General features: G+C 46.1%; 18 protein-coding genes. 1 reads left to right on the top strand and 17 read right to left on the bottom strand.

What is annotated here, in order from left to right; genetic code table 11:
* Positions 1 to 26 precede the first annotated feature (26 nt).
* The 14 genes from EIZ58_RS01210 to EIZ58_RS01145 all read right to left on the bottom strand — a co-directional run bounded on the left by EIZ58_RS01210 (position 27) and on the right by EIZ58_RS01145 (position 18,330).
* On the bottom strand, positions 27 to 1,778 hold the full coding sequence (locus EIZ58_RS01210; protein ID WP_134698701.1) for a sigma 54-interacting transcriptional regulator: 1,752 nt from the start codon (positions 1,776 to 1,778) through the stop codon (positions 27 to 29).
* Between the two features lie 213 nt (positions 1,779 to 1,991).
* Complete coding sequence (locus EIZ58_RS01205; RefSeq protein WP_134698700.1) at positions 1,992 to 3,173, bottom strand: substrate-binding domain-containing protein; 1,182 nt, start codon at positions 3,171 to 3,173, stop codon at positions 1,992 to 1,994.
* Positions 3,174 to 3,192: 19 nt separating this feature from the next.
* A complete protein-coding gene (locus tag EIZ58_RS01200) occupies positions 3,193 to 4,179 on the bottom strand; it encodes an ROK family glucokinase (protein WP_134698699.1) in 987 nt (328 codons plus the stop codon).
* Between the two features lie 4 nt (positions 4,180 to 4,183).
* On the bottom strand, positions 4,184 to 5,029 hold the full coding sequence (locus EIZ58_RS01195; RefSeq protein WP_134698698.1) for a sugar phosphate isomerase/epimerase family protein: 846 nt from the start codon (positions 5,027 to 5,029) through the stop codon (positions 4,184 to 4,186).
* Between the two features lie 39 nt (positions 5,030 to 5,068).
* Positions 5,069 to 6,106 (bottom strand): zinc-dependent alcohol dehydrogenase family protein, encoded by a 1,038-nt coding sequence (locus EIZ58_RS01190; RefSeq protein WP_134698697.1) that lies wholly within the window; start codon positions 6,104 to 6,106, stop codon positions 5,069 to 5,071.
* Between the two features lie 32 nt (positions 6,107 to 6,138).
* Entirely contained in the window at positions 6,139 to 7,110 is a 972-nt protein-coding gene (locus EIZ58_RS01185) for a sugar phosphate isomerase/epimerase family protein (RefSeq protein ID WP_134698696.1), read from the bottom strand.
* The gene (locus EIZ58_RS01180; RefSeq protein WP_134698695.1) at positions 7,107 to 8,285 is read right to left on the bottom strand and encodes a Gfo/Idh/MocA family protein; all 1,179 of its coding nucleotides are present in this window, start codon (positions 8,283 to 8,285) and stop codon (positions 7,107 to 7,109) included. Before EIZ58_RS01180 ends, EIZ58_RS01185 begins: the two co-directional genes overlap by 4 nt.
* Positions 8,286 to 8,311: 26 nt before the next feature.
* A complete protein-coding gene (locus tag EIZ58_RS01175) occupies positions 8,312 to 9,292 on the bottom strand; it encodes an ABC transporter permease (RefSeq protein ID WP_134698694.1) in 981 nt (326 codons plus the stop codon).
* Positions 9,276 to 10,772 (bottom strand): sugar ABC transporter ATP-binding protein, encoded by a 1,497-nt coding sequence (locus tag EIZ58_RS01170; protein WP_134698693.1) that lies wholly within the window; start codon positions 10,770 to 10,772, stop codon positions 9,276 to 9,278. The genes EIZ58_RS01175 and EIZ58_RS01170 overlap by 17 nt, the downstream gene beginning before the upstream one ends.
* 69 nt (positions 10,773 to 10,841) lie before the next feature.
* Positions 10,842 to 12,029, bottom strand: a complete 1,188-nt coding sequence (locus tag EIZ58_RS01165) for a levoglucosan dehydrogenase (protein ID WP_134698692.1) — start codon at positions 12,027 to 12,029, stop codon at positions 10,842 to 10,844.
* Between the two features lie 32 nt (positions 12,030 to 12,061).
* The gene (locus tag EIZ58_RS01160; protein WP_134698691.1) at positions 12,062 to 13,261 is read right to left on the bottom strand and encodes a substrate-binding domain-containing protein; all 1,200 of its coding nucleotides are present in this window, start codon (positions 13,259 to 13,261) and stop codon (positions 12,062 to 12,064) included.
* A 144-nt stretch (positions 13,262 to 13,405) separates the two neighbouring features.
* On the bottom strand, positions 13,406 to 14,464 hold the full coding sequence (locus EIZ58_RS01155; protein ID WP_134698690.1) for a LacI family DNA-binding transcriptional regulator: 1,059 nt from the start codon (positions 14,462 to 14,464) through the stop codon (positions 13,406 to 13,408).
* Between the two features lie 189 nt (positions 14,465 to 14,653).
* Complete coding sequence (locus EIZ58_RS01150) at positions 14,654 to 15,361, bottom strand: LytR/AlgR family response regulator transcription factor (RefSeq protein WP_134698689.1); 708 nt, start codon at positions 15,359 to 15,361, stop codon at positions 14,654 to 14,656.
* Positions 15,358 to 18,330, bottom strand: coding sequence for a substrate-binding domain-containing protein (locus EIZ58_RS01145; protein ID WP_240688909.1), 2,973 nt, complete (start codon positions 18,328 to 18,330; stop codon positions 15,358 to 15,360). The genes EIZ58_RS01150 and EIZ58_RS01145 overlap by 4 nt, the downstream gene beginning before the upstream one ends.
* 103 nt (positions 18,331 to 18,433) lie before the next feature.
* Between EIZ58_RS01145 and EIZ58_RS01140 the strand changes: the two genes are divergently transcribed.
* Positions 18,434 to 18,655 (top strand): YczF family membrane protein, encoded by a 222-nt coding sequence (locus tag EIZ58_RS01140; protein WP_134698687.1) that lies wholly within the window; start codon positions 18,434 to 18,436, stop codon positions 18,653 to 18,655.
* A gap of 12 nt (positions 18,656 to 18,667) precedes the next feature.
* Here the strand turns inward: EIZ58_RS01140 and EIZ58_RS01135 are convergent, their stop codons facing one another.
* Genes EIZ58_RS01135 through EIZ58_RS01125 form a run of 3 tightly spaced genes read right to left on the bottom strand, consistent with a single transcriptional unit; the run spans position 18,668 to position 22,585 of the window.
* Positions 18,668 to 19,756, bottom strand: coding sequence for a GerAB/ArcD/ProY family transporter (locus EIZ58_RS01135; RefSeq protein WP_134698686.1), 1,089 nt, complete (start codon positions 19,754 to 19,756; stop codon positions 18,668 to 18,670).
* Positions 19,757 to 19,787: 31 nt separating this feature from the next.
* Positions 19,788 to 20,999, bottom strand: a complete 1,212-nt coding sequence (locus tag EIZ58_RS01130; protein ID WP_134698685.1) for a Ger(x)C family spore germination protein — start codon at positions 20,997 to 20,999, stop codon at positions 19,788 to 19,790.
* On the bottom strand, positions 20,996 to 22,585 hold the full coding sequence (locus EIZ58_RS01125; RefSeq protein ID WP_240688908.1) for a spore germination protein: 1,590 nt from the start codon (positions 22,583 to 22,585) through the stop codon (positions 20,996 to 20,998). The genes EIZ58_RS01130 and EIZ58_RS01125 overlap by 4 nt, the downstream gene beginning before the upstream one ends.
* Between the last annotated feature and the right edge of the window lie 257 nt (positions 22,586 to 22,842).

Below are 22,842 nucleotides of genomic sequence, written 5' to 3'. Positions count from 1 at the left end.
ACGAATCCACGCTCACTCACTTCAGCCTATCGAATCTGATCTGCCGTTAGGCCAAATTTCTTCATTTTTTTGAGTACCGTGGTATGGGATACCCCCATCGCTTTCCCGGTTTTGCGAACCGATCCGTATCTTTTTAACGCCTTGACCAGCGTTTCCTTTTCCAGCTGTTCAAATCGGTTTTCCTCCTGCAGTGGATCATCCCATCCCAGCATCAAGATATCCTCTTCCTCCTCTCGATGCTCAGGAGCTTTTAAGCGGGTTGCCGTTTGGCTGATATCCTGAACGACATTGCTTGGCAAATGGCGGACATCCATAATATCCTCCCGGCAAGTCAAAACCAGCCGCTCCACGAGGTTGGACAACTCTCTGACATTCCCCGGAAAGCTGTACATTATGAGCTGATCTACGGCTTCACTGGATAATTTCTTCGAATAATGATATTTTTCATTAAAAAACTTGAGGAAATGCCCGAGTAGAGGAACAATATCCGCCTTCCTTTCTCGAAGCGGCGGGATATTAATGGGTACGACATTTAGGCGGTAATATAAATCCTGCCGGAACGTTCCCTGCTTTGTCATGTCTTCCAAATTGCGATTGGTCGCAGCGATGATGCGAACATGGATCTTAACGGGCGTTACGCCCCCTACGCGCATGATTTCTTGCTCCTGAAGGACTCTAAGTAATTTCACCTGCATGTCCAGCGGAAGCTCTCCGATTTCGTCGAGAAATAGGGTCCCATTGTGCGCCAGCTCAAAAATGCCGGGCTTTCCTCCCTTTTTCGCTCCCGTAAACGCTCCCTGATCATAGCCAAAAAGCTCCGACTCCAACAGATTCGGAGGAATGGCTCCGCAGTTGACCTTCATGAAGGTCCCCGTCTCCACCCGGGAACTGTTTTCATGTAGAATCTTGGCCATGACTTCTTTTCCTACCCCGGATTCTCCTAGCAGAAGCACGGTTGAATCGGACGAAGCCACGTGATACACCAAATCAAGAACAGCCTCCATCTCTTCACTATAGGCGATCAGCTTGCCCGTGGATTTCATGTTTTCGAACTGCAGCTGCTTGAGCTTCTCCTGAGACGTTTCCAGCTGCTTCTGCAAGCGGGTAAGATCCGAAATATCCCGGACATTAGCCAAGATAAACTTTAGTTCACCGCGCTCATCATGGACGGGGGCCGCAGTGACGAGGGTGTGCAGCCCGCTGTTTTTATAGGATTGCACATTGGTATAGGGCTTTCCCGTTTGCAAGGTTTTCATTACCACGGACTCATTGCGAAACAGTCCCTTGTTAACCAGATCCGTCATATGGATGCCTTCTAGCTCCGATTTCTTAAGCAGGGTCATTTGCTCGAAGGCCTTGTTAATGTATAAGATGTGCCCTTGCGCATCAGCAATGAGGATTCCGTCGTAAGACTGATCGATGACGGACTGCTGCTGGAACTGGTCGCGGAACAGGGCAAAAAGATGCTTGCCATCCATGCACCCCTTGTACATCCCGTCCTCCACAATAGGTACATACCGTTCGGATAAAGCAGGGAAGCCTTGCAGTGTTATTTCTCCTGTTACCGTCACACGGTCTGCGATGATGTGCGCGATAACCGGCTCGTCAAGCCCTGCCCCCAAGAGCTTCCTTGCATACACCATCCCCATGTATTTCTCGCCCTCTAAAACAGGAAGCCCATCCACATCGTAATTTTTGATGATTTCAATCGCATGCCTCACCAGGGATTGGCTCTGGATCGTTGGGACCGAGGTTTCTACTAAGTGTACGATTCCCATTCTTAACACCCCTTCTCTACTCTATGTTCTCTTTCAGTTGGCATTAGTATTGCTTCAGCTACAAGTAAAAGGAGGACAGACCCGAATGAAAAAAGTGATCTTGCCGCATGTACTATTGTTAGGTGCCTGTATATGCTGGGGCAATGCAAATCAAGGCCCACAGAAAACCTGTGAGCCCCAAATGATTCATCTTACTATAGCCTTCTAACCTCTCTACTTCGCCGCATTCTTGATAATATCCGGCGCATCCACGCCATAAACTAACTTCCATGCATCTAAAAGATTTTCTTGAGTAACAGGCAAGGAAGGGGTCGAAACATAAGCAGGGGCTTCTTTTCCAAGAATCCCATAGCCGGCTAGAATGGCTTGTGCCACTCCTTGGTCGTACGGCAATTGGGCTCCAATTCCCTTCGCTATGCCTCCTGAAATCACTTCGATTCCAACATTTGTCCCTAAATCCGTCGTTGTAATGACGAGATCATTCTTTCCTGCTGTGCGAGCCGCTGCGATTGCGCCTTCAGCAGGCACATCCCAAATGACGAATAAGCCATCTAAATCAGGGTATCTAGTCAGCATCGCGGAAGCGACTTTTTCCCCATCATTGGGACCGGTAATCCCACCGCGGGCAACAATTTCAATATCGGGATACTTGTCCTTCATCGTCTGCTCAAAAGCATTCGAACGGTTGCTCGTCACAAAGAAATCCGCATCATAAAAGATGACGCCCACTTTTCCTTTTCCGCCAAGCTTTTCAGCCATAATTTCTGCAGCCGTCGCACCGTTACCGGCATTGTCGCCCGATACAATGCTGACATAATCTTTTCCAGCCTCCAGTCCATGTGCTACTCCATCCATAAAGACGATCTTCACTCCAGCTTTGGCCGCTTTTTGGAAACCAGCTGCTGACGAAACGGGATCCACCGGCACAGCAACGATAATATCAGGAGATTTCGCCAATACGGTTTCAATGTCAGATATTTGCTTCTCCGATTTAAATTGGGCGTCCGTCACCGCAATGACTTTAATTCCCATTCTTTCAAAAGTGGCCTTCATCGCATCGATTTGAGCTGTCATATAATCCGTACCGGTGTAATGCATAACAAGGGCTGCAGTAAAGTTCCCCTCTTTGATGTTCTGGACTTCTGCTTCGGTCAATTGCAATGTTTTGGCCGAAATCGCCTGCTCGCCATTGGGTCCTTTATCCAAAACCTCTTTGTCCGGAATGTCCATATTGATGGTGATTGGGCCGGAAGCAGGGGCCTGCACTTTCTCCTCCGCAGGAGTTTGTGTTCCGCTCTGATCGGCTGAAGTCGCAGGACTTTGATTGGCACAGCCGGCAAGGGCTAGACAACCGCTTAAAAGCAAAGTTAGGTACAATGATTTCTTTTTCTTCATGCTGATCCCCCTCATTTTTCTAGATGTATTGGATTATCGTTTTCATTTGTGTTTTGGCCAACCAGGCAGCGCCCAAGATACCAGCGTCATTGCCCATCCTCGCCATCATCACTTCCGCTCCCGCCGAAACGCGTGGAAAGGCAAACCTCTGAAACTCGTCTCTCACGGGATTTAACAAAGTATCTCCAGCCTTCGAAACTCCCCCGCCAATGACAATTTTTTGGGGATTTAATACATTAGCCGAGTTGGCCAGCGCTAACCCCAAATGAAAGGCTAATTCTTGGACAACTTCAAGGGCAAGACGATCATTCTCTTGCGCGGCCTCGAAAATTTGTTTGGACGTAAGCTTTTTCTCTTCCCCATAAATATCTCTGAGCAGACTCGGTTCATCCCTAGATTCAAGAGCTTTCATCGCCAGGCGAACGACACCTGTTGCCGAGGCCATGGTCTCAAGACATCCTGTCTTCCCGCAATTGCAGGGGAATCCACCTTCCGGTACAGTTGTAATGTGACCGAGTTCTCCTCCGGCACCATTGACTCCATGAACGATCTCTCCGTTGGCAATCACTCCCCCGCCAACGCCGGTGCCAAGCGTCACCAACAACAAGTCCTTCGCTCCCTCGCCGGCACCCTTCCACATCTCGCCAATCGCTGCCACATTGGCATCATTGTCTACCGTGACCGGCAATGACGTTTCAAGCACAAGCCGCTCTTTCAAAGGGAAATTGCTCCACCCTAAGTTAACAGCAATCTCCACCGATCCATCCGCATCATTAACCGGTCCAGGGGCGCCAATACCAATCGCTGACAGCTTATTTTTTGTCTCCCCTATCTCTCTCAGCTTTTCATTAATCGCTAGGGCGATTTGAGAGGGGATATGGTTTCCTTGGTCTCTCTTGTCCGTTGGGATTTCCCACTTATGATGGATTTCCCCGCTATCGCTGATAAACGCGATCTTAATCGTAGTGCCTCCAACGTCAACGCCCACAAGCCACTGATCAGCCATTCAACTATCCCTTTTCAATTTCGGCTAATTTGGCTCTCAGATAATCGATAGAGGTTTTGGCGTACCAATCCGGCTCCGCTTGTCTCGTATGGAAACCGACTTCCATGGACAAATAGCCATCATAGTTTATCTCTTTTAAGGCTTTGAGCACCGCCGTAAAATCGCATCTCCCTTGTCCTGGAGGAAGGCGGTCATTGTCAGAAATATGGACATGGTGAAGCTTATCCGCCATTCGATAAACATAGTCGCTAGCAACTTCATTTCGGTACAAAGCATGGAACGTATCAAACATCACTTTCACATTGGATTCCCCCGTCTGCTCGCTCAACAGCAAGGCATCATCCGCCGTTTCAATCAAATTGCTGTCCGCCGGGGTCGGTTCCACGACCATGGTCACCCCAAGCTCTTTGGCATATCTTGCGACATCCGCTAGCCCCTCTGCGCTATAATTCCAGGCATCCCTTTGAGAAAGTCCATGAACCACCCAACCTGCCACCCAAATGACGGTCGGGCATTCCCATTCATGGGCCAATCTCACAACATCCTTGTAGTGACGGATGGTAAATTCTCTTTCCTCCGCCAATGGGGAGCTGGGGTTCATCCCAGGCCCGCCCCCAGGAGCAGGCAGCATAGCCGATACCTTTAGATTCTTTTGCTGAAGCAGCTTGTATATTTCTTGTCTTCTTTCCTTGGATAAATAGTCCGGCCAGGCGTGTGGACTTGCGCATCCAATCTCAATGGCATCATAGCCGAAGGAGGAAAGTCTAGTAATCACCTCGTCTAACGAATAAGAAGGAAGCCAAACTGGAAAACTCCCATAAACCCACGTATTAAAAGAAATACCTTTCATCTTTGCTATCCCCTTTCCATTTCATATGTCAGTATTTTATTAATCCCAAACAAAAACAGCTTTCTCCGTCTTTCTTTCATCGAATAACCGGAATGCGGTCTCTGCTTCTTGCAGCTTAAATTTATGCGTCACCAATCCTTCCACAGGCAACCCTTTTTTCACGATGAAGTCGGCAATTTCCTCATACTCGAAGATCGGGAAATACCAGGAGCCTATCACCATTATTTGCTTTCGTATTAATTGCTCGCTCGGCCTGATCGTTGTTTCTCTGCTCTCGCCGATAAAGGCCACTCGCCCATGTGGCTTTACGCAATCCAAGGCATTGTTTTCGGCGTGGGGGCTCCCTGAACAATCGATAGCAGCATCGGCTCCAAGTCCATTGGTAATGCGTGAAATTTCTTCTAGAGCATTGACATTCTTTCCATTGATGGTGTAATCAGCACCGAGCTCCTTCGCCACCTCTAAGCGGTCATCAAGCATATCAACAGCAATCACCGTTGCACCTAATGCTTTGGCAATCATCACGCCTGCCCCGCCCATAGGCCCCAATCCAAAAATAACCAGCGTGTCTCGTCCGGAAATCGCCAATCTCTTTTGGGCATGGTAGAGGGTACCGACTGCGTCCGTAGAGACGGCTGCCGTGACGAAGCTCATGTCATCCGGGATCCGCATGCAATTCTCTGCTGGAACCACCATAAAATCCGCATCGCCGCCGTGGGAGTCAAAGCCTATACATTTAAACTCCTTGCAAAACATTTTGTAACCGCTCTTGCAATGAGGACATTCCCCGCAGCCTACGGCTAAATACACAGCCACCCGGTCCCCCGGTTTATAATGGGCTACGCCCTCTCCCACTTCTGTAATTTCTCCGGCCGGTTCATGTCCCGGAACATTGCACCCGGATTTTGTTTTCCCGTCCCCAAAAACGGAGTTGCCGTAGTACAAACTCATGTCGCTGCGACAGATCGCTGACGCCTTCAGCTTAATCAACACTTCCCCCCGGCCAGGAGTGGGAATCTCAAACTCTCGTATCTCTACCTTTTTATCTCCTGGAAAAATAACAGCTTGCATGGTCATAATAAAACCTCCTTAAAAAGTAAAAGTATAATCTAAGCCCACCACATTTCCGTCAATGGCTCCTTGAACAGGCACCCTTTCAATAGAGCAATGGCCTTTCCTAATCCTTCATCCATCGAAGCAAGCATATCTTCATGCTCAATGGAAAGAACATAATCATAGCCAACCGCGCGAAGAGCGCTGATCATATCCTTCCATGCCTTTTCATCCTGTCCATATCCTACGGATCGGAAGGTCCAGGAGCGATTCAATATGTCGCTGTAGTGCTTCGTATCCAGTACGCCATTCACCTGAATATTGGCTTGATCCAGATACGTGTCCTTAGCATGGAAATGATAGAGGGCCTCTTCCTTACCTAATTTCTTAATGGCTTCAACAGGATTGATCCCTTGCCAGATCAAGTGGCTTGGATCAAAGTTCGCCCCAATCACAGGACCCACCTGTTCTCTCAATTTCAATAAGGTTTCCGGGTTGTAAACCACAAAACCGGGGTGCATTTCAAAAGCAATTTTATGAATGCCATGCGACTGGGCAAAACGGGATTCCTCTTTCCAATAGGGAATGACAATTTCCTTCCATTGCCAATCCAAAACCTCCAAGTATTCCGGAGGCCAGGAGCAGGTGACCCAATTGGGGAACTTGGCCCCGGGATGGTCTCCCGGGCAGCCGGAGAACCCATTAACAACTGGCACTTCCAAACGTTCCGCCAACTGCACGGTTTTTCTCCACACTTCATGCGATTGCGCCGCAAAGGCTTTGTTCGGATGCAGCGGGTTCCCGTGGAAGCTTAAGCCGCTGATGGTTAGCCCTCTTTGCGCTATAGCTCGCAGAAACGATTGGATCTTTTCTGGGCTGTCCAATAATTCATCCGGATGGCAATGGCTGTTCCCCGGGTAATTTCCCGTCCCCAATTCAACGGCTTCTACCCCCATTTCGCAAAGCTTATCCAGCATGGCTTCAAACGGAAGATTCTGGTAAAGGACGGTAAATACGCCTAGTTTCATACGTGCACCTCCTGATCCACTTGAACCTTCACCCATTTCTGCTCTGCATGGCTTTCTAAAATGGCATCGGTAATGCACATCGATAAGTGCCCATCCTCAAATGTCGCAAAATTCACCGGATCCTGGAGCGGATCTTTTCCTTCCCGGATGAAGGTGTAAAACTTGAGCATCATATTTTTTAAAGCATCCGGCCAACCCTCATTATGTCCACCTGGATGATGGATGAACGAGGCAGCTTCCTGCGAAAACAGGGCAGGATCTGCCAAAAGCACTTCGTTCGGTCTGTTTCGATGCCCAATCCATAGTTTTTCGGGTTCTTCCTGATTCCAGAAGGCCGATTTCTGGCTGCCATTGATTTCAAAGCTCAGCCTGTTTTTGCGACCCGCACTCACTTGGGAAACCGTAAAGACTCCACGGGTTCCATCTTCGAAGCGCACAAGAACGGAGGCATAATCCTCGGTTTTGATCGGAACCTCTTCGTAAGACTCTTCGTCGACCTTTGCGGTTCCGAACGTGGATAGGTTTGATTTCGCTTTCTTTCTTACTGGAATGACGGTCGCTAAATCGGCGAAAACTTCCACAATTTTTTTGCCGGTAACGTATTGGACCGTATCGCACCAATGGGAGCCGATGTCCGCAACCGCACGCGAATTCCCGCCGACTTCAGGGGCCAATCGCCAATTATAATCGGTTTCGAACAACAGCCAATCCTGAAGGTAGCTTCCGTGCACCAAGTTGACCCTGCCCAATTCTTCCTTCTTGACCATGGATGCCAACTGTGTGACTGTCGGGAACTGCCTATAGTTAAAGTTCACGCCATGCACGACTTTGTGTTTTTTCGCCAGTTCCAATAGCTGAGCGGACTCCTCGCTTGACATCGCCAAGGGCTTCTCGGAAAGAACGTGCTTGCCTGACAGGATAATCTCTTTGTTGATTTGGAAGTGCAAATGATTCGGCGTACAATTATGCACCACCTGAATGTCGCGATCCTGCAGCATGTCCCGATAATCGCCGTAAGCTTTAGGTATCCCCAGTTCAGCTGCTTTCTTCTGCGCCGTTTCCAGACCATTTTCCGCTAACCCTACCACTTCAACAAATCCCAGCCTTCGAATCGCTTCAATATGAGTAGGCCCTATAAAGCCTGTACCGATGATTCCCACCTTGATTTTTTCCATTGTTCATCTTCCTCCTTATCTCAATCTTATTTTTTGAGCGCTTTCTTTCCGAACGCAACGGCCAAAATGATAATTAATCCTTTGATAACCATCTGCTGGCTTACATCCAACCCCATGATGATCAAGCCATTATTGATCATCCCGATCATCAAGGCCCCGAATACCGTTCCGATGACCGTGGCTGTTCCCCCAAATAAGCTGGTCCCGCCTAAAATAACCGCAGCTATAACCGACAGCTCATCTCCCTCTCCAAAAGTGAAGCGAGCGGAATTCATTCGCCCCGCATACAGCATTCCGGCAAGACCCGCTAACAGACCGGAACCCATCATGACGTAAAGCTTGGTTTTCTGAATATTTACTCCGGAGAATTTGGCAGCATTTTCATTTCCTCCTGTGGCAAGGGTTTGTCGCCCAAATGCAGTCTTGCGCAGAACGATGTGTCCGATCACGGCAATGATGATCATCCAAACCAGCAGGATCGGAATCGGTCCAATATCCCCTGAACCGAAAATAAAGGTAAACGTCTGATTGATGATCGGGACAGGTGCCGTATTGGTCACCCACATGGCCAATCCTTTGACGATAATCATCATCCCTAACGTAACTAGAAAGGACGGGATCGCCGCTCTGGTCACAAGCAATCCATTGATAAGCCCGATTAGTACGCCTGTACCCAGTCCTGCCGCAATGCCTCCCACTAAACCGAATCCGGACTGCATGGCTAACGCGGACAATAAGGCAGAAAGAGCCGCAACCGAACCGACGGATAAGTCAATTTGCGCCGCACCGATAACAAAGGTCATGGCTACAGCCATGATGGAAATCATTGCGGTCTGGCGAGCAATGTTCAATAAGTTATTCGCCGTTAAAAATCCCTCATCGTAAAGCGTAATAGAAAAATAGATAAAGACGCAGGCAAACGCGATATAGACAATATATTTTCTCCACTCAAAGCTTTTCACGGCATGATTCATGAGCATAGGGGTTTCATTAGCCTTGGATTGCATGCTGTAACGCCTCCTCTGATCTGATCTCTTTTCGGTTCATTTCACTTGTGACCTTGCCCCCATGGAAAACGATAATCCGATCGCTCAAGGCAAGAAGCTCAGGAAGCTCGGAGGAAATCAGGATGACCGCTTTTCCTTGGTCGGCAAACTCGCGAATAATTTCCATGATCTCCGTCTTTGCCCCAATATCGACCCCAATGGTCGGTTCGTCTAGAATTAAGATATCGGGAGAATTGGCCAACCATTTGGCCAACACAATTTTTTGCTGGTTTCCGCCTGACAAAAGGCCCGATTGCTTGAAAATATCGTCGGTTTTGATGTTTAGTTTCCTAACGAAACCTTCTACAATTTCATCGCCTTTCTTATCATCGATGAACCATCCCTTCTTCACCTTGGACAAAATAGGGAGGAGGGTATTATTTTTCACACTATGATCCAATACGAGCCCTTGCACCCGGCGATCTTCCGGAACCAAGGCCAATCCTGCCTTGATCGCATCCTGCGAATTGGAAATTTTGGTTTTCTTGCCATCTACCCATATCTCGCCTTCATCGATCGGGTCAATCCCGAATAGGGCACGCACCGCTTCGGATCGTCCGCTTCCCATCAGTCCCGCAATCCCCAGAATTTCCCCGCGGTGAACCTCGAAGCTCACCCCATTCACGCGCGAACCGGAGGTTAGGTTTTTCACCCGAAGGAGCGGTTCTCGATTCCGATCATACACCCTCTCTTTCCAATCGAAAGACTTGCCCAGGCTTCCGCCGATGATATGCTGGATGACAACATCCATGGTGAGCTGAGTGCACTCTTCCGTCAGGACACGCTTCCCATCGCGCATGATCGTCATCCGGTCACAGATCCGAAAGATCTCATCCATCCGGTGGGAGATATATATGATGGAAATTCCTTTATCCTTCAGCTTCTGAATAAATTCAAACAGAATTTCCGTTTCGTTTTTGGTCAAGGATGAAGTAGGTTCATCCATAATCAAGATCTTGGTATCCTGGGAAAGCGCCTTGGCAATCTCCGTCATCTGCCAATATCCTACGCCCAACTGTTCAACTGGGCTGTTCGGATCAATCGGGACGTTTAATTCTTCTAACAGCTTTTTCGTCCTTCTCACGCATTCCTGATCATCGATGAAGCCGCGTTTCGTCCTTGGCTCCCGGTTTAAGAAGATATTCTGTGCGACGGTCAGCGTGGGAACCAAGCTGAATTCCTGAAAAATCATGGATATCCCATTTTTTTTGGCATCATTCGGTTCGGAAATGGAAAGTAGCTTTTCTTCCAGCTCGATGTTTCCGACATCGCATTGGTAAACGCCCGTCAGAATTTTCATCAAGGTCGATTTCCCTGCCCCGTTGCCGCCCATCAAAGCATGCACTTCACCTTTTCTTAGCTCAAAGTCGACTCGATCTAGCACTTTGATCCCGTTAAATGATTTTGAAATTCCCGTCATCTTTAACATTGGCTTCTCCATATTTCCCCTCCTTTGTAATCGATGGGGCCACGAAGGAACATCGTGGTCCCATCTTGATGGTTTAGGAGCTTAAACCGTCTTGATCAAGCTTTTCTCTTCCACCTTTACCCATTGCTTCTGTTCTGCCGAAGCCAAAATCGCGTCGGAAATCAGGGCAATCTGATAACCGTCATTGAAATCTGGGGATACTTCCGTATCATTCACAATGGACTTGACGAAATCATAAATTTCAATGATTTTGGTCTCGCCATAGCCAATCCCTAAAGCCGGGATCGGCCATAGCCCTTCCCCATACGGATGTGCCGGTCCGGTATAGATCGTCCGGAAACCGCGGCGGTCTTCCGGGTCATCCGCGAAGCATACCTGCAATTCATCTCTTCGTTCATAGTTAAAATAGAGGGAACCTTTTTCACCGTGGATCTCGAATGTCAAGAAATTGTTGCGGCCCCAACCGTTTCGGGTGGCTTCAATGCTTCCGATCGCCCCATTCTCAAACTTGATCAGGGAAATGAATTCATCGTCCACATCGACCGCTTTCTTTTCCACGTTCTCAGCCGCCTTCACTGTTCCCAGCTTGTCTACTCCGCCGGATTGAGTCGGGCGCTCGGGGATCCATGTTTTGGTTGAAGCCATGACTTCGGAGATCTCCCCCACAAGGTAGCGGGCAAAATCAATGACATGCGTTCCGATATCTCCAAGGGCGCCTGAACCGGCAATCTTCTTTTGGAAGCGCCAGGATAAAGGAGAGTTGGGATCCGCTGACCAATCCTGCAGATAGGTTCCACGGAAATTCAGGATCTTTCCGAGTGAGCCTTCTTCGATATATTTCTTGGCTAGGGCAACTGCCGGGGTACGGCGGTAATTGAATGCCACCATATGCTTCACGCCCGAGGCCTTCACGGCATCCAGCATCGTTTTGGCTTCGGCTGCGTCACGGGCCAGCGGTTTTTCGCAAATGATATGCTTTCCTGCTCTAGCTGCTGCAATTGCGATTTCCGCATGCGAGTCGTTCGGCGTGACAATATCTATGAGATCGATATCCGGATTTTCAATCATCTTTCTCCAATCGGAAGTATAGGATTCGAATCCTAATCGTTCTGCAGCGTCCTTGGCAGCCTTTTCATTTACGTCTGCGACCATTTTGCGAACGGGAATGGCAGGAGCCGGCCAAAAAAACATCGGCATCGCTGCATAAGATAGAGCGTGAGCTTTCCCCATAAATCCTGCACCAATCATTCCAATATTCATTTTTTTCATGTTCGTTCCTCCTCTATTATTATCAATATGATTTACTTGATTGCGTTGCGGATGATCTCCGGAGCTTCCTGGTTATAGACCGATTTCCAAGCTTCCAAGACATTATCAGGCGTTACCCTCAAGGCCGGTACGGCGACGTAAGCCGGTGCTTCTTTACCAAGCAGTCCGTACGCTGCCAAAATCGCTTCGGCTACTCCCTGCTGGTATGGAAGCTGGGCTCCCAAGCCCTTAATGAGGCCATCTTGTGCAATCTCGAGCGCGACATTGGTACCCAGGTCTACCGTGGTAATGACCAAATCCGTTCTTCCGGCGGATCTTGCGGCAGCCATCGCCCCCTCAGCCGGTACATCCCATACGACAAAAATGCCGTTTAAATTTGAGTTTTTGGTCAGCATGGCCGCGGCCACCTTCTCTCCATCATTCGGCCCGAGGATGCCACCGCGATCCACGATTTCAATCCCTGGGTATTCATCTTTGATCGTTTTTTCGAATGCATCCGTCCTTTGTTTGGTAACAAAGAAGTCCGCATCATGGTAGATGATTCCGATTTTGCCTTTGCCGCCTAATCGATCAGCCATAATATGAGCCGCTTCTACGCCGTTTCCATAATTGTCAGCGGATACTATACTTACATAATCCTTGCCATGCTGTAAGTCTTTCGGCGTATTATCCATGAAGACTAGCTTTACGCCTGCTTTTGCTGCCTTTTCGTAAGCAGATGCCGTGGATACTGGGTCAACAGGAATACTTACGATGACATCCGGCTTTTTGGCCAAGAGAGTTTCAATATCGGCGACTTGCTTCTCGGATTTGAATTGGGCATCCGTAACCGCTACCACTTCGATGCCCATTTTCCCAAAGGCTGCTTTCAACCCTTCCACTTGGGCCGTTGACCAGTCATTTCCGGCGTAATGCATCGCGATAGCTGCCTTATATTTCTTTTCCTGAATTTTTTTCAAGTCCTCCACGGATAACTCCAAGGTCTTGGCGGAAACGGCATCCTCACCATGCGGGCCTTTGCTCAAAATGGGGGTGTCCGGAAGCGAAGGATCTAGAGTGATCGGTCCGTCTGCCACATCAGAACCCGTTGCGACCGCTTCTTGCTTCTGTCCGGTACCGGAAGCTTGTTCAGTCGTTTGGCTGCTATTGCCATTGCAGCCGACGAGTATCCCTACAAACAGCACAGAACCGAGAAGAAGAGTAACCACACTTTTTTCTTTGTTTTTTTTCATTTTTTTGCCCCCAACCTTTACTTTGATATCCAATATTCAATGTATTTCTCGCCTTTTCCATATGTTTATCCGAGAATGGACTGTAAAGGTTTACATGAAAACCATAAAAAACCTCATTGATCATCTCGTCAATGCCTTGATTTCCTATAGATTTTTTGTTCGCACATTACTTTGTGACTGTAAAGGTTTACATCGTACGGATAAAAAAAGCGGACAACAGGAGTCTCTTAAAACCAATTGACTTTCTAATAAATACTGCGTTTTCCTTATTTCTTTCCGCTTCAACAACCGAATGAGGAGCTCCATCGCTTTCGTCCCAATCTGAAAGGCTGGCTGTGATATCGTGGATAATCCCGGTTTGAAAATGGATGAAAATTTAATATCATCAAATCCGATAACGGAAATATCGTCCGGCACCCGCAATCCCTTGGACTCAATAGCATTGATAATCCCAAAGGCCATCTCATCATTGGCTGCAAAGATGGCTGTCGGCCCATGCTTAAGGGCTAAAAGCTTCTCCATCAGGTTATAGCCGCTTTCGTAAGAAAAGTCCCCCTCTTGCACCAATACCGGGTTTACTTCAAGTTGGTTCCGTGCCATGGCTTGGTAAAACCCTTTGATCCGGTCCCGTCCCAGCACACTGTTCATCGGACCCGATATCATGCCAATCCTCTCATGGCCCAGTTCAATCAAATACTCTGTTGCTTTTCGAGCGCCGCTGACATTATCTATGGACACCGTGGGCACGCTTAGTCCTTCTATATATTCACAGGCAAGAACTAAGGGATATTCCCGTGCGATTTCGTCCACAGCTGATGATTCAATTCCTGCTGTCAACAAAATCATTCCATCTGCTTTTCTCTGGCGAAGAGCATTTAAGTATCCGTTTTCAAAGTCAACAACATGACTAGCTGCATTTCCAAGTAATACCTGATACTCGTTTTTCATTGCTACAGACTCTATTCCACTGAGCACTCTAGAGAAGAATGTATTCGTAATATCGGGGACAACGACTAAGATCGTCTTGGTTTCGGACATCCTTAGCTGACGGGCGGCCGCGTTAGGCTGATAATTTAATTCTTCAATGACCTCCGTCACTTTTTTGATCGTTTCGGCCGCCACCGTCTCAGGCTTGCTTATCACCCTGGATACGGTAGCTATCGAAACATTAGCCTTTCTCGCTACATCCTTAATGCCTGCCATTTAAGTCTCCCTCTTGTTTGTTTCTTCTCTATACTCGCATTATAAATAGGCGCCAATCACTTGTCTAACAGCCTTCAGACAAGGTTTTTGACCATTCGATTAACCGTTTTCATCAATCAGACACCGAATTCATCCATAGAAACAAATCCGTCACACACACAAAAAAAAAACTCAGCAACCTTGCTGAGCTTACGTTTTATAGCTTTGCAATTCCCCAATCTTATGTTTGGAAATTTTGGCTGTTGAAGGATAATCACCGAAAGAAGCGATATAGTTTTGATCCACGGATTCAATTCTTGTCAAATGATCCAGATTGATGATATAAGATCGATGCGATAGCATGAACCTCGAATCCAGGCTGTTTTCTAGACTAGTGAGCGGCTCGTTGGTTTCGATTTTTTGATTTCGGGTATGAATAACCGATTTCCGATCGGCTCTTTCAATAAACAGAATCTCATCTAATGGAATGAATATGATGTTTTTCTGCTGTTTGACCATCAGATCTTTTTTGGCGCTTTTTTCTTTTTCCCCTGAAGGGTGGGCAGCTTGCACAGCTCTCTCCAACGCAGCGTATAAGCGATTTCTTTCGATGGGTTTTAAGAGATAATCTACTGCTCTTACATCAAACGCTTCTAATGCATAGTTATCATGCCCCGTAATAAAGATAACCTGTAAAGAGGGAAAAAACTCTTTGCAGGACTTGACCGCCTCCATCCCGTTCAATAAAGGCATCCCAATATCCACTAGAGCGATGTCCGGTTTTTCTTTCATCGTATACTTTATTAATTCCTCCCCATTCGCGGCCTCTCCAACGATCACGTAATGAGGCAAGCTATTGATAAAATGCTTTAGCAATTTCCTTGAGGACGCATCGTCCTCGGCAATCAGCACTTTCATCCGTCAGTCCCTCCTTGCTTTGTGGCATTTTTAATCGCATCCGGTGCCTCCTGGTTATAAACCAGTTTCCAAGCTCCAATAATATTTTCTCTCGTTACTTTCAGAGCTGGAACTGCAACATAGGATGGCGCTGGTTTCCCAAGCAGTGCATAACCGGCGAGAATCGCTTCAGCGACTCCCTGCTGATATGGCAATTGTGCTCCTATTCCCTTGATCAGGCCATCCTGGGCAATTTCTAACGCCACTTGGCTCCCAAGGTCTATTGTCGTAATGACCAAATCATTCCTACCCGCCTTTCGGGCCGCATGGAGGACTCCCATAGCCGGCACATCCCATACAACAAAGATTCCATTCAGATCCCGTTGCTTCTCCATCATTGCAGTTGCCGCTTTTTCCCCATCCCTTGGGTCGGTAATCCCGACGCGATCCACGATATGCATGTCAGGGTATTCTTCCTTTAAAGTTCTTTCAAAGGCTTCTGTTCTCTGTTGGGTTGCAAAGAAATCCGCGTCATGGTAGACCACCCCAATCTTTCCCTTGCCGTCTAATTTCTTGGCCATGATATGGGCTGCCTCAATGCCATTTCCATAGTTATCAGCGGAAACCATGCTTACATAATCCTTGCCGGGCTGCAAACCCTTTGGCGTATTATCCATAAATACCAGTTTGAGACCTGCTTTCCCCGCTTTTTGGTAGGCATGTGCGGTAAGTACCGGATCGACCGGAATACTGACGAGGATATCCGGCTTTAGATCTAAAATGGTCTCTATGTCAGCCGCCTGTTTGTCTGATTTGAATTCTGCATCTGTAACAGCTGCCACTTCAATGCCCATTTTATTAAACGTGGACTGCAGTCCTTCCACTTGAGCCCTCGACCAATCATTTCCTGTATAGTGCATCGCTATGGCGGCTCTATATTTCTTTTCCTTCAGCCTTTTTAGGTCTTCGAAGGATAACTGAAGTGTTTTTGCAGAAACCGCTTTTTCGCCATGCGGACCTTTACTTAAGATCTGATGATCTGGGATATTTTGATTAATCGCACTATTAAGCGTCTCATTCAGCGTTGATAGAAATTCCTTCACATTTAGCGGCTTGATCAAATAGTTTGCAAATCCCTTGTCTAATGCATATTGAATATCCTGTGGCATCGCATTGGCGCTCACGGCGAGAACGGGAATATCTTTTAGTTCATCCCTCGTTTTCAGGATGTCAAATACTTCATATCCATGGATATCAGGGAGATTAATATCTAGTAAGATCAAGTCCACCCTTTCCTGCGCCGCCTTTTCCAGCCCTTCTTTTCCGCTGCGGGCGGATAAGAGCGTATAGGAAGGTTGTGCTTTTAGGATATTATGGACTAGATGCAGGTTGGATTCATTGTCTTCAATATACAGGATACGATAGTGATCGGTGCTGTCGACCTTGGTCTCTGGAGAAGCGACTTGTTCTTCCCATCGCATGACAGCCTTTTGATCATTCGGAAGAAGCAGGCTGAAGTAAAAATCGCTGCCGATTCCTTTTTGGCTCGTTACGGCGATTTTCCCACCCATCAAGTTAATCAGTTGTCTCACGAGAGACAGTCCGATCCCTGTCCCTTCTTCCCTCGAGCCTTCAATTCGATAAAATGGAACAAACACTTTATTCGATTCTTCTGCTGAGAATCCTTCACCGGTATCCACGATATGGGTAACCAGCTCATTTCCTGTTAAATGGAAAATTATATTCACTTCTCCCCCCTCCCGGTTATACTTAATGGCATTATCCAGGAGATTGAGAAAAATCTGTCTTAAGCGAATGGGATCAGCTAGGACCGATACGTCTTTCCATTGATCCAGTTGCTGTATATGCATGCTGATCTTTTTCTTCTGGGCCAGCGGCTGAAGAATTTTGATGCATTCTTGGACAACAGCAAGAAGATTCAACTCCTCTATCGTAACTTGCAGAAGCCCTGTCTCAATTTTTGATAGATCTAGAATTTCATTGATTAAACTTAATAAATGCCTACCTCCATTTAATATCTCTTGGACAAAATCGCTCTGCAGTTCATTTAAAGAGTCATCCGCTTCCAATAGCTGTGCAAAACCAAGGATGCCATTCAACGGCGTGCGAAGTTCATGGCTCATCTTAGACAGAAAGTCTGATTTGGCCATGTTCGCTTTTTCAGCTTGTTCTTTTGATTGAACAATGGCTCGTTTCATTTTTTTCCATTCTGTAATATCTTCAAATTCCCAAATATACCCAATACACTTTCGATCGCTATAAAAAGGGAAAAAATTACATTTAATAACCCTTTCATTATTCTTTTCAAATTCTTCCGTATACTTTGCCCCATTCAGCTTTTCTTCTACCTTATTAATTTGCTTATCAAAGAGATCATCGATATCCGGGGCATATCGCCCGATATACAAATCCATTTCTCCTTCTAAACCCATCATGTCGTAAAAGCTTTGGTTCATTAATTTAATCCGTTTATTCTTGTCGGTAACAACAATTCCTCTTTCCAATTTATTGATCAATTCTTTTTGAAATACATAGGAACCTCTTAGCATCAATTCTTGTTTTTTTTGTAAGGTGATATCAGAGAAGGTGAGGAGGGCAGCCGGTTCATCATCGGCCAAATGAAGCGGGGTAGAATTTACCGAAACCCATTTGCTTATCTCATCATTTTCTTTAACCCCCAATATGAAATTGTCGAAAGAAATACCCCGCTCTTGGGTGATGACCCCCGGCAGCTCCGAGTAGAGCAACGGTGACCCATCTTCTGTTACATAGACTCTTTCTAAATCCTTCAAGGAAGCTTCGGTAAAAAATCCTGATTTTACGCCCAATATTTTTTCCACATTATCATTTAGGGGAATGATTTTGCCTAGCTTTTTAAGAATAAATACCCCTTCCGACATGGTTCCGAGAATTTTTTTATATAAATTTGGGTCATCGGAAATTTCTACTCCCAGATTTTTTTCCTCCATACGCTTTCCCCTTTTCATTTTATTCATGGTAGATAACCCCATCTTCTATACACTGATAAATATCGGATGGAATGGATAACCTACTTAAGAGGTGTTTTTCAACATGAAAATTATGATGCTCTTTTTCTTTTTCCTATGCTTAACTGTGGCTTTTATCATCATGATGGATCTGCTATCCGGTATTCCTCTTTCTTTATCCTTAAGGAATCTTCATAACCCTTTTTGGGTAATGGACATGCCGGAATATTCCATATTGGTCGTGATTCTTATGATAGCATTCATTCCCTCCTTTGTATCCTATATCCAAAAAAGAAAAGCAACCTAAAAATGAAAAAACCTATAAGCCAAACCGTTTACGAATCAGATGTACCATCAAAAGCAATAAAGGGATTCCTGTAGAAAATATAGGAAGAATTATATGAAGGATGGGTTTTCCTTCCGCAAAGTGCTCAGCCAAATTGCTGGATATCATCAGGGAGGAAATGAGGACGCAAATGGCTATTGGCCAAAGAAGTTTCTGCTTATCCACGTTAAATAAGGAAGATGCTACAATCAGTGCCGCATAGCAATAAATGGACAGCTTAAAAAATACGCCGATAATCAAGGTTATTATCACAATGGCATCCAAACGCTGCAAAAAATCCATAATATTGACTTCGCTGATGGCAACAAACAAAGGAAAAGCAGACCGGTTGTACATATCCTCCCCAAGCACAGCAATTTCCATCGCATGGGTGAAGCTCAAGATGATCCCGCTAGCCATTAATGCTTTTATTCCTGTTTTTCTGCCCCTATGCGGTTGGTTCAAAAAGGGAAGAATCATCGTGAAACAGATCATTTCACCGAATGGGAATATGTAGATTTCAGGATAGGCTGCCTCTAAAATGGGTTTCCAACCATCTCCTAGCACAGGCAGTAGATTTTTCACTTCGAAGATGCCAGAGAGTAATATAAATATATTTCCCAGTACTCCTATTCCAATCAACATAATCAGGTAAATCTCTGCCATTCTTGCTAATACTTCTACCCCTTTATGTAGGACATAAACGACTGTCAGGATCATTAATGCCATGATTGCAAGGATGGGTGTCTGGTCATAGGAAGCGGTCACTAGCAAATCCCCGGCTTCTCTCAGGTCTCTTGCTGCGATGTAAATAAAAACAGGAATGTAGGTCAAACTCAGTGTCCATCCCATATATTTGCCAAGAATTCTTTGCGCATACTCACTCAAAGGTAGTTCCGGATATTGGCGATAAAGGTAATCATAAACGAGGAATAGAAGGATTCCTCCGATCAAAGCTAGAAGGATGGATAGCCAGACGGTTTGTCGTGCAGCAAATCCGATAGGAAGAACCACTGCGGTTCCAATTTCAAATAAAAAGATAAGAGAAAAAAATTGTCCCGGGCTTATTCTTTCTTTATCCATTTCTATCCTACCCATCCTTCCCTGTAGATTCTTATCTCTTCAATTCAGATAAATACGGCTTTACGCGCATACCTGGTCGCCTGATAAATGCATCCACCTTGACCTCAACCTTGCTATTGGCAAATATCTCGTCCCACTCCCCCTCCATCTTCTCCCATGCTTTTGGGTCGGAACGCTTCAACTCTTCCCCAAACCCGAAGATATCGCTTTTTTCGTCCTGAGCGACCGACACAGCCGCCATGATCATTTGTTTGGTCTTTTCCCGTAATTTCTTTTCCAGTTTAGTAAATTCCTCAGGCTTACTCAAATCTATAGGGCATTTGACCTCGCTAATGTTCGCCTCTTCACGGATAATAAGATGGAAAGTAGGCTTTCCCTTGTCTGACTTAACCTCCACATTCGTGTTTGAACGCAGAATTTCAATACCGATCTGCTCCAACTTCTTGCCACAATCAATATTTACAATGGTCCCTTTCAATTTGTCTAAAATCCACAATGTTCCTTTCGATTCATCCTCACGAAGCCAACGCTTTAATTTTCCTTCCTTGAACAGAGCCATCTGGTCAATTTCAACTGAGGCAATAACTTCTGTTTGATCAACATTGGATTTTTTCTTTCCCTCTTCAGGGTCTCCAACCAGACTTACCCCGCTTATGAGCAGTTCTTTTCCTGGACTTACCAATGTCCTGATCACATCCCCAATCTCCAATCTGATATTTTCGGACCAATTATTTGATGATGTCTCCAACTTCCCTACAATTCCATTAGCGGGGATAGACTCCAATGGAATCATGGCCTTAACAATGTTCTCTGCCTTATCTTTTCTTGCTACAAGTACCAGGGTAGTCAAGCGAGTCTCAAGTGATCGGTCAAAAAAGTCAAACAGTTCATGTATTCCTTCCTTAGCAAGGCTTTCCCCAATGGCAATCAGGGAGATATGAGCAAAAAAAAGCTGTCTAGGAACTTTTTTTGATGTTTTCCGGATCGCTTCGAATAAGGTTTTCCCAGTGCCCTTATAGAATGTAACACTCATATCTCCTCCGCCACCGCCTTTTCCCGTCGCAATGATGCCTGGATTAACCACCTGAAAAGATACGATATACTCCCCTTTCTTTGGATCTTTATCTACACCCATGGCCATAACAATGGCCAGATCGTTAACCTCCCTGCTGTTCCAGCACCCTGTCAACAACAACATGATTCCCAAAATCAAGAGATACGCCAGTATCTTTCTACAATTCATCGATTCAACCGCCCATCTTCTTCTTGGGGAGGTGAAGGCTGGATATCCCGCTGCATTCGGACCCTTTTATTTTGGCTTACCAATCTAGGCCGCCCCAAAAGTGTCCATAAAGGCAAGCGAATCAAAGTATCTTTCTGATCCTCAGGGATGTATGGGGCAAGCGGAGCCATATAAGGTACACCAAAAGAACGCAAACTGCATAAATGTGCGATGATTAGCATATTGCTGATGACGATGCCATAAAAACCGAAGGTGGCAGCGAAAATCATGATCATAAATCGCAGCAACCGTACGGATATGGCCATATTGAAAGCGGGTGTGGCAAAACTGGCTATCCCTGTAAGAGCAACTACGATTACCATGGAAGAGGATACAATGCCCGCTTCCACGGCAGCCTGTCCCAGTACCAGGGCACCAACAATCGAGACGGCTTGGCCGACCGCCCGAGGCATTCGAACGCCAGCTTCACGCAAGATCTCAAATGTAATTTCCATCATTAAGACTTCAATGAAGGCAGGGAAAGGAATACCTTCCCGTTGCCCGGCTATACTGATGAGAAGAGGAGTCGGAATCATCTCCTGATGGAACGTAATCGCTGCGATATAAATGGAAGGCCCCAATAAAGATAGAAGAAAAGCTAAATAACGCAGTAAGCGTACGGCCGTGCTAATATCAAAGCGTTCATAATAATCTTCGGAGGACTGAAAGTACATGAAAAATGTGGTAGGTGCAATGAGCGCAAATGGCGTACCATCCACTAAAATGGCTATCCGTCCTTCCAGTAATTGCGCTGATACGGTATCAGGTCTTTCCGTATTGAATAAGGTAGGAAATGGGCTGAATGTCTCATCCTGAATTAATTCTTCAATATAAGCCGAATCCAAAATCCCATCAATTTTAATGTCATCCAGCCTTTGCTTAACCTCCTGCACAAGCTTGTCATTGGCGATCCCTTTGATGTACATGACAGCAACATCCGTTTGAGTCACGCTTCCGATTTTCATTGTCTCCAGGCGCAGGCTTGGACTTTTAATTCGCCGGCGAACGAGTGCCACATTCGTCCCAATCGACTCGCTGAATCCCTCCTTCGGCCCTCTAATGACCACTTGGCTGGTTGGCTCTGAAACCCCTCTCGATTCATATCCTCTAGTGCTGCCGCTGATTGCTTCCATCGAACCATCAATCAAGATCACAGTATCTCCAGATAGAGTCGCTAAAGTGAACTCATTCCAGCATTGGATCACTTTTACATCCCCAATGGTTAAAGCATTTTCCTTAATAAAGTCAAAGGCACTTTTATTGGATGCCAAATTAATGAATGTCTGCTCGGCAGTATCGATCATTAAGGAACGCATAACGAAATCATTGACCATCTGCTTATCAGTCAATCCATCCATATAAATGACAGCCAATCTCACCATTGAATGCGCCATGTTGAATTCACGGATAATGATATCCTGACTGTTTCCCAACTCCTCCTTAAGCTGGTCTAAGTTAACTTGCAAATCACGATCGAGGAGTCGTTTTTCCACAGTTGTTAGTTCTTGGCTACTGTTTTTTTTCTTATTGCGTTTTAGAAAGGACATTCGCATTCCCTCCTTTTATACCTACCATTTATGCACTTATCAATTCGTCAATATACATGTAAAAAAATGGATGTGTTTATCTCCAGCCAACTCGTGATAAGAGATCATTCACTGCTTGAGGGATTCGCCTGCGTTCTCAGGTTACCGCAAATTACTTTGTCGTTTGCTCCGACGAATACATGGAGTTGAGTACATGATTCCTAGGAATCTTAATTTGGTCGTCTCTCCCGTCCGACATCGAGGAATTCGAACGAATC

Source organism: Ammoniphilus sp. YIM 78166, assembly GCF_004522215.1.
In the GTDB taxonomy this organism is placed as follows: domain Bacteria; phylum Bacillota; class Bacilli; order Aneurinibacillales; family RAOX-1; genus YIM-78166.
The sequence above is the reverse complement of the archived record's forward strand: the minus strand, read 5'-3'. Positions and strand labels throughout refer to the sequence as shown.

Coding starts and splice junctions, on each gene's coding strand:
- EIZ58_RS01210 (WP_134698701.1), bottom strand. CDS start 1,778: ATGGGAATCGTACACTTAGTAGAAACCTCGGTCCCAACGATCCAGAGC.
- EIZ58_RS01205 (WP_134698700.1), bottom strand. CDS start 3,173: ATGAAGAAAAAGAAATCATTGTACCTAACTTTGCTTTTAAGCGGTTGT.
- EIZ58_RS01200 (WP_134698699.1), bottom strand. CDS start 4,179: ATGGCTGATCAGTGGCTTGTGGGCGTTGACGTTGGAGGCACTACGATT.
- EIZ58_RS01195 (WP_134698698.1), bottom strand. CDS start 5,029: ATGAAAGGTATTTCTTTTAATACGTGGGTTTATGGGAGTTTTCCAGTT.
- EIZ58_RS01190 (WP_134698697.1), bottom strand. CDS start 6,106: ATGACCATGCAAGCTGTTATTTTTCCAGGAGATAAAAAGGTAGAGATA.
- EIZ58_RS01185 (WP_134698696.1), bottom strand. CDS start 7,110: ATGAAACTAGGCGTATTTACCGTCCTTTACCAGAATCTTCCGTTTGAA.
- EIZ58_RS01180 (WP_134698695.1), bottom strand. CDS start 8,285: ATGGAAAAAATCAAGGTGGGAATCATCGGTACAGGCTTTATAGGGCCT.
- EIZ58_RS01175 (WP_134698694.1), bottom strand. CDS start 9,292: ATGCAATCCAAGGCTAATGAAACCCCTATGCTCATGAATCATGCCGTG.
- EIZ58_RS01170 (WP_134698693.1), bottom strand. CDS start 10,772: ATGGAGAAGCCAATGTTAAAGATGACGGGAATTTCAAAATCATTTAAC.
- EIZ58_RS01165 (WP_134698692.1), bottom strand. CDS start 12,029: ATGAAAAAAATGAATATTGGAATGATTGGTGCAGGATTTATGGGGAAA.
- EIZ58_RS01160 (WP_134698691.1), bottom strand. CDS start 13,261: ATGAAAAAAAACAAAGAAAAAAGTGTGGTTACTCTTCTTCTCGGTTCT.
- EIZ58_RS01155 (WP_134698690.1), bottom strand. CDS start 14,464: ATGGCAGGCATTAAGGATGTAGCGAGAAAGGCTAATGTTTCGATAGCT.
- EIZ58_RS01150 (WP_134698689.1), bottom strand. CDS start 15,361: ATGAAAGTGCTGATTGCCGAGGACGATGCGTCCTCAAGGAAATTGCTA.
- EIZ58_RS01145 (WP_240688909.1), bottom strand. CDS start 18,330: ATGGAGGAAAAAAATCTGGGAGTAGAAATTTCCGATGACCCAAATTTA.
- EIZ58_RS01140 (WP_134698687.1), top strand. CDS start 18,434: ATGAAAATTATGATGCTCTTTTTCTTTTTCCTATGCTTAACTGTGGCT.
- EIZ58_RS01135 (WP_134698686.1), bottom strand. CDS start 19,756: ATGGATAAAGAAAGAATAAGCCCGGGACAATTTTTTTCTCTTATCTTT.
- EIZ58_RS01130 (WP_134698685.1), bottom strand. CDS start 20,999: ATGAATTGTAGAAAGATACTGGCGTATCTCTTGATTTTGGGAATCATG.
- EIZ58_RS01125 (WP_240688908.1), bottom strand. CDS start 22,585: ATGTCCTTTCTAAAACGCAATAAGAAAAAAAACAGTAGCCAAGAACTA.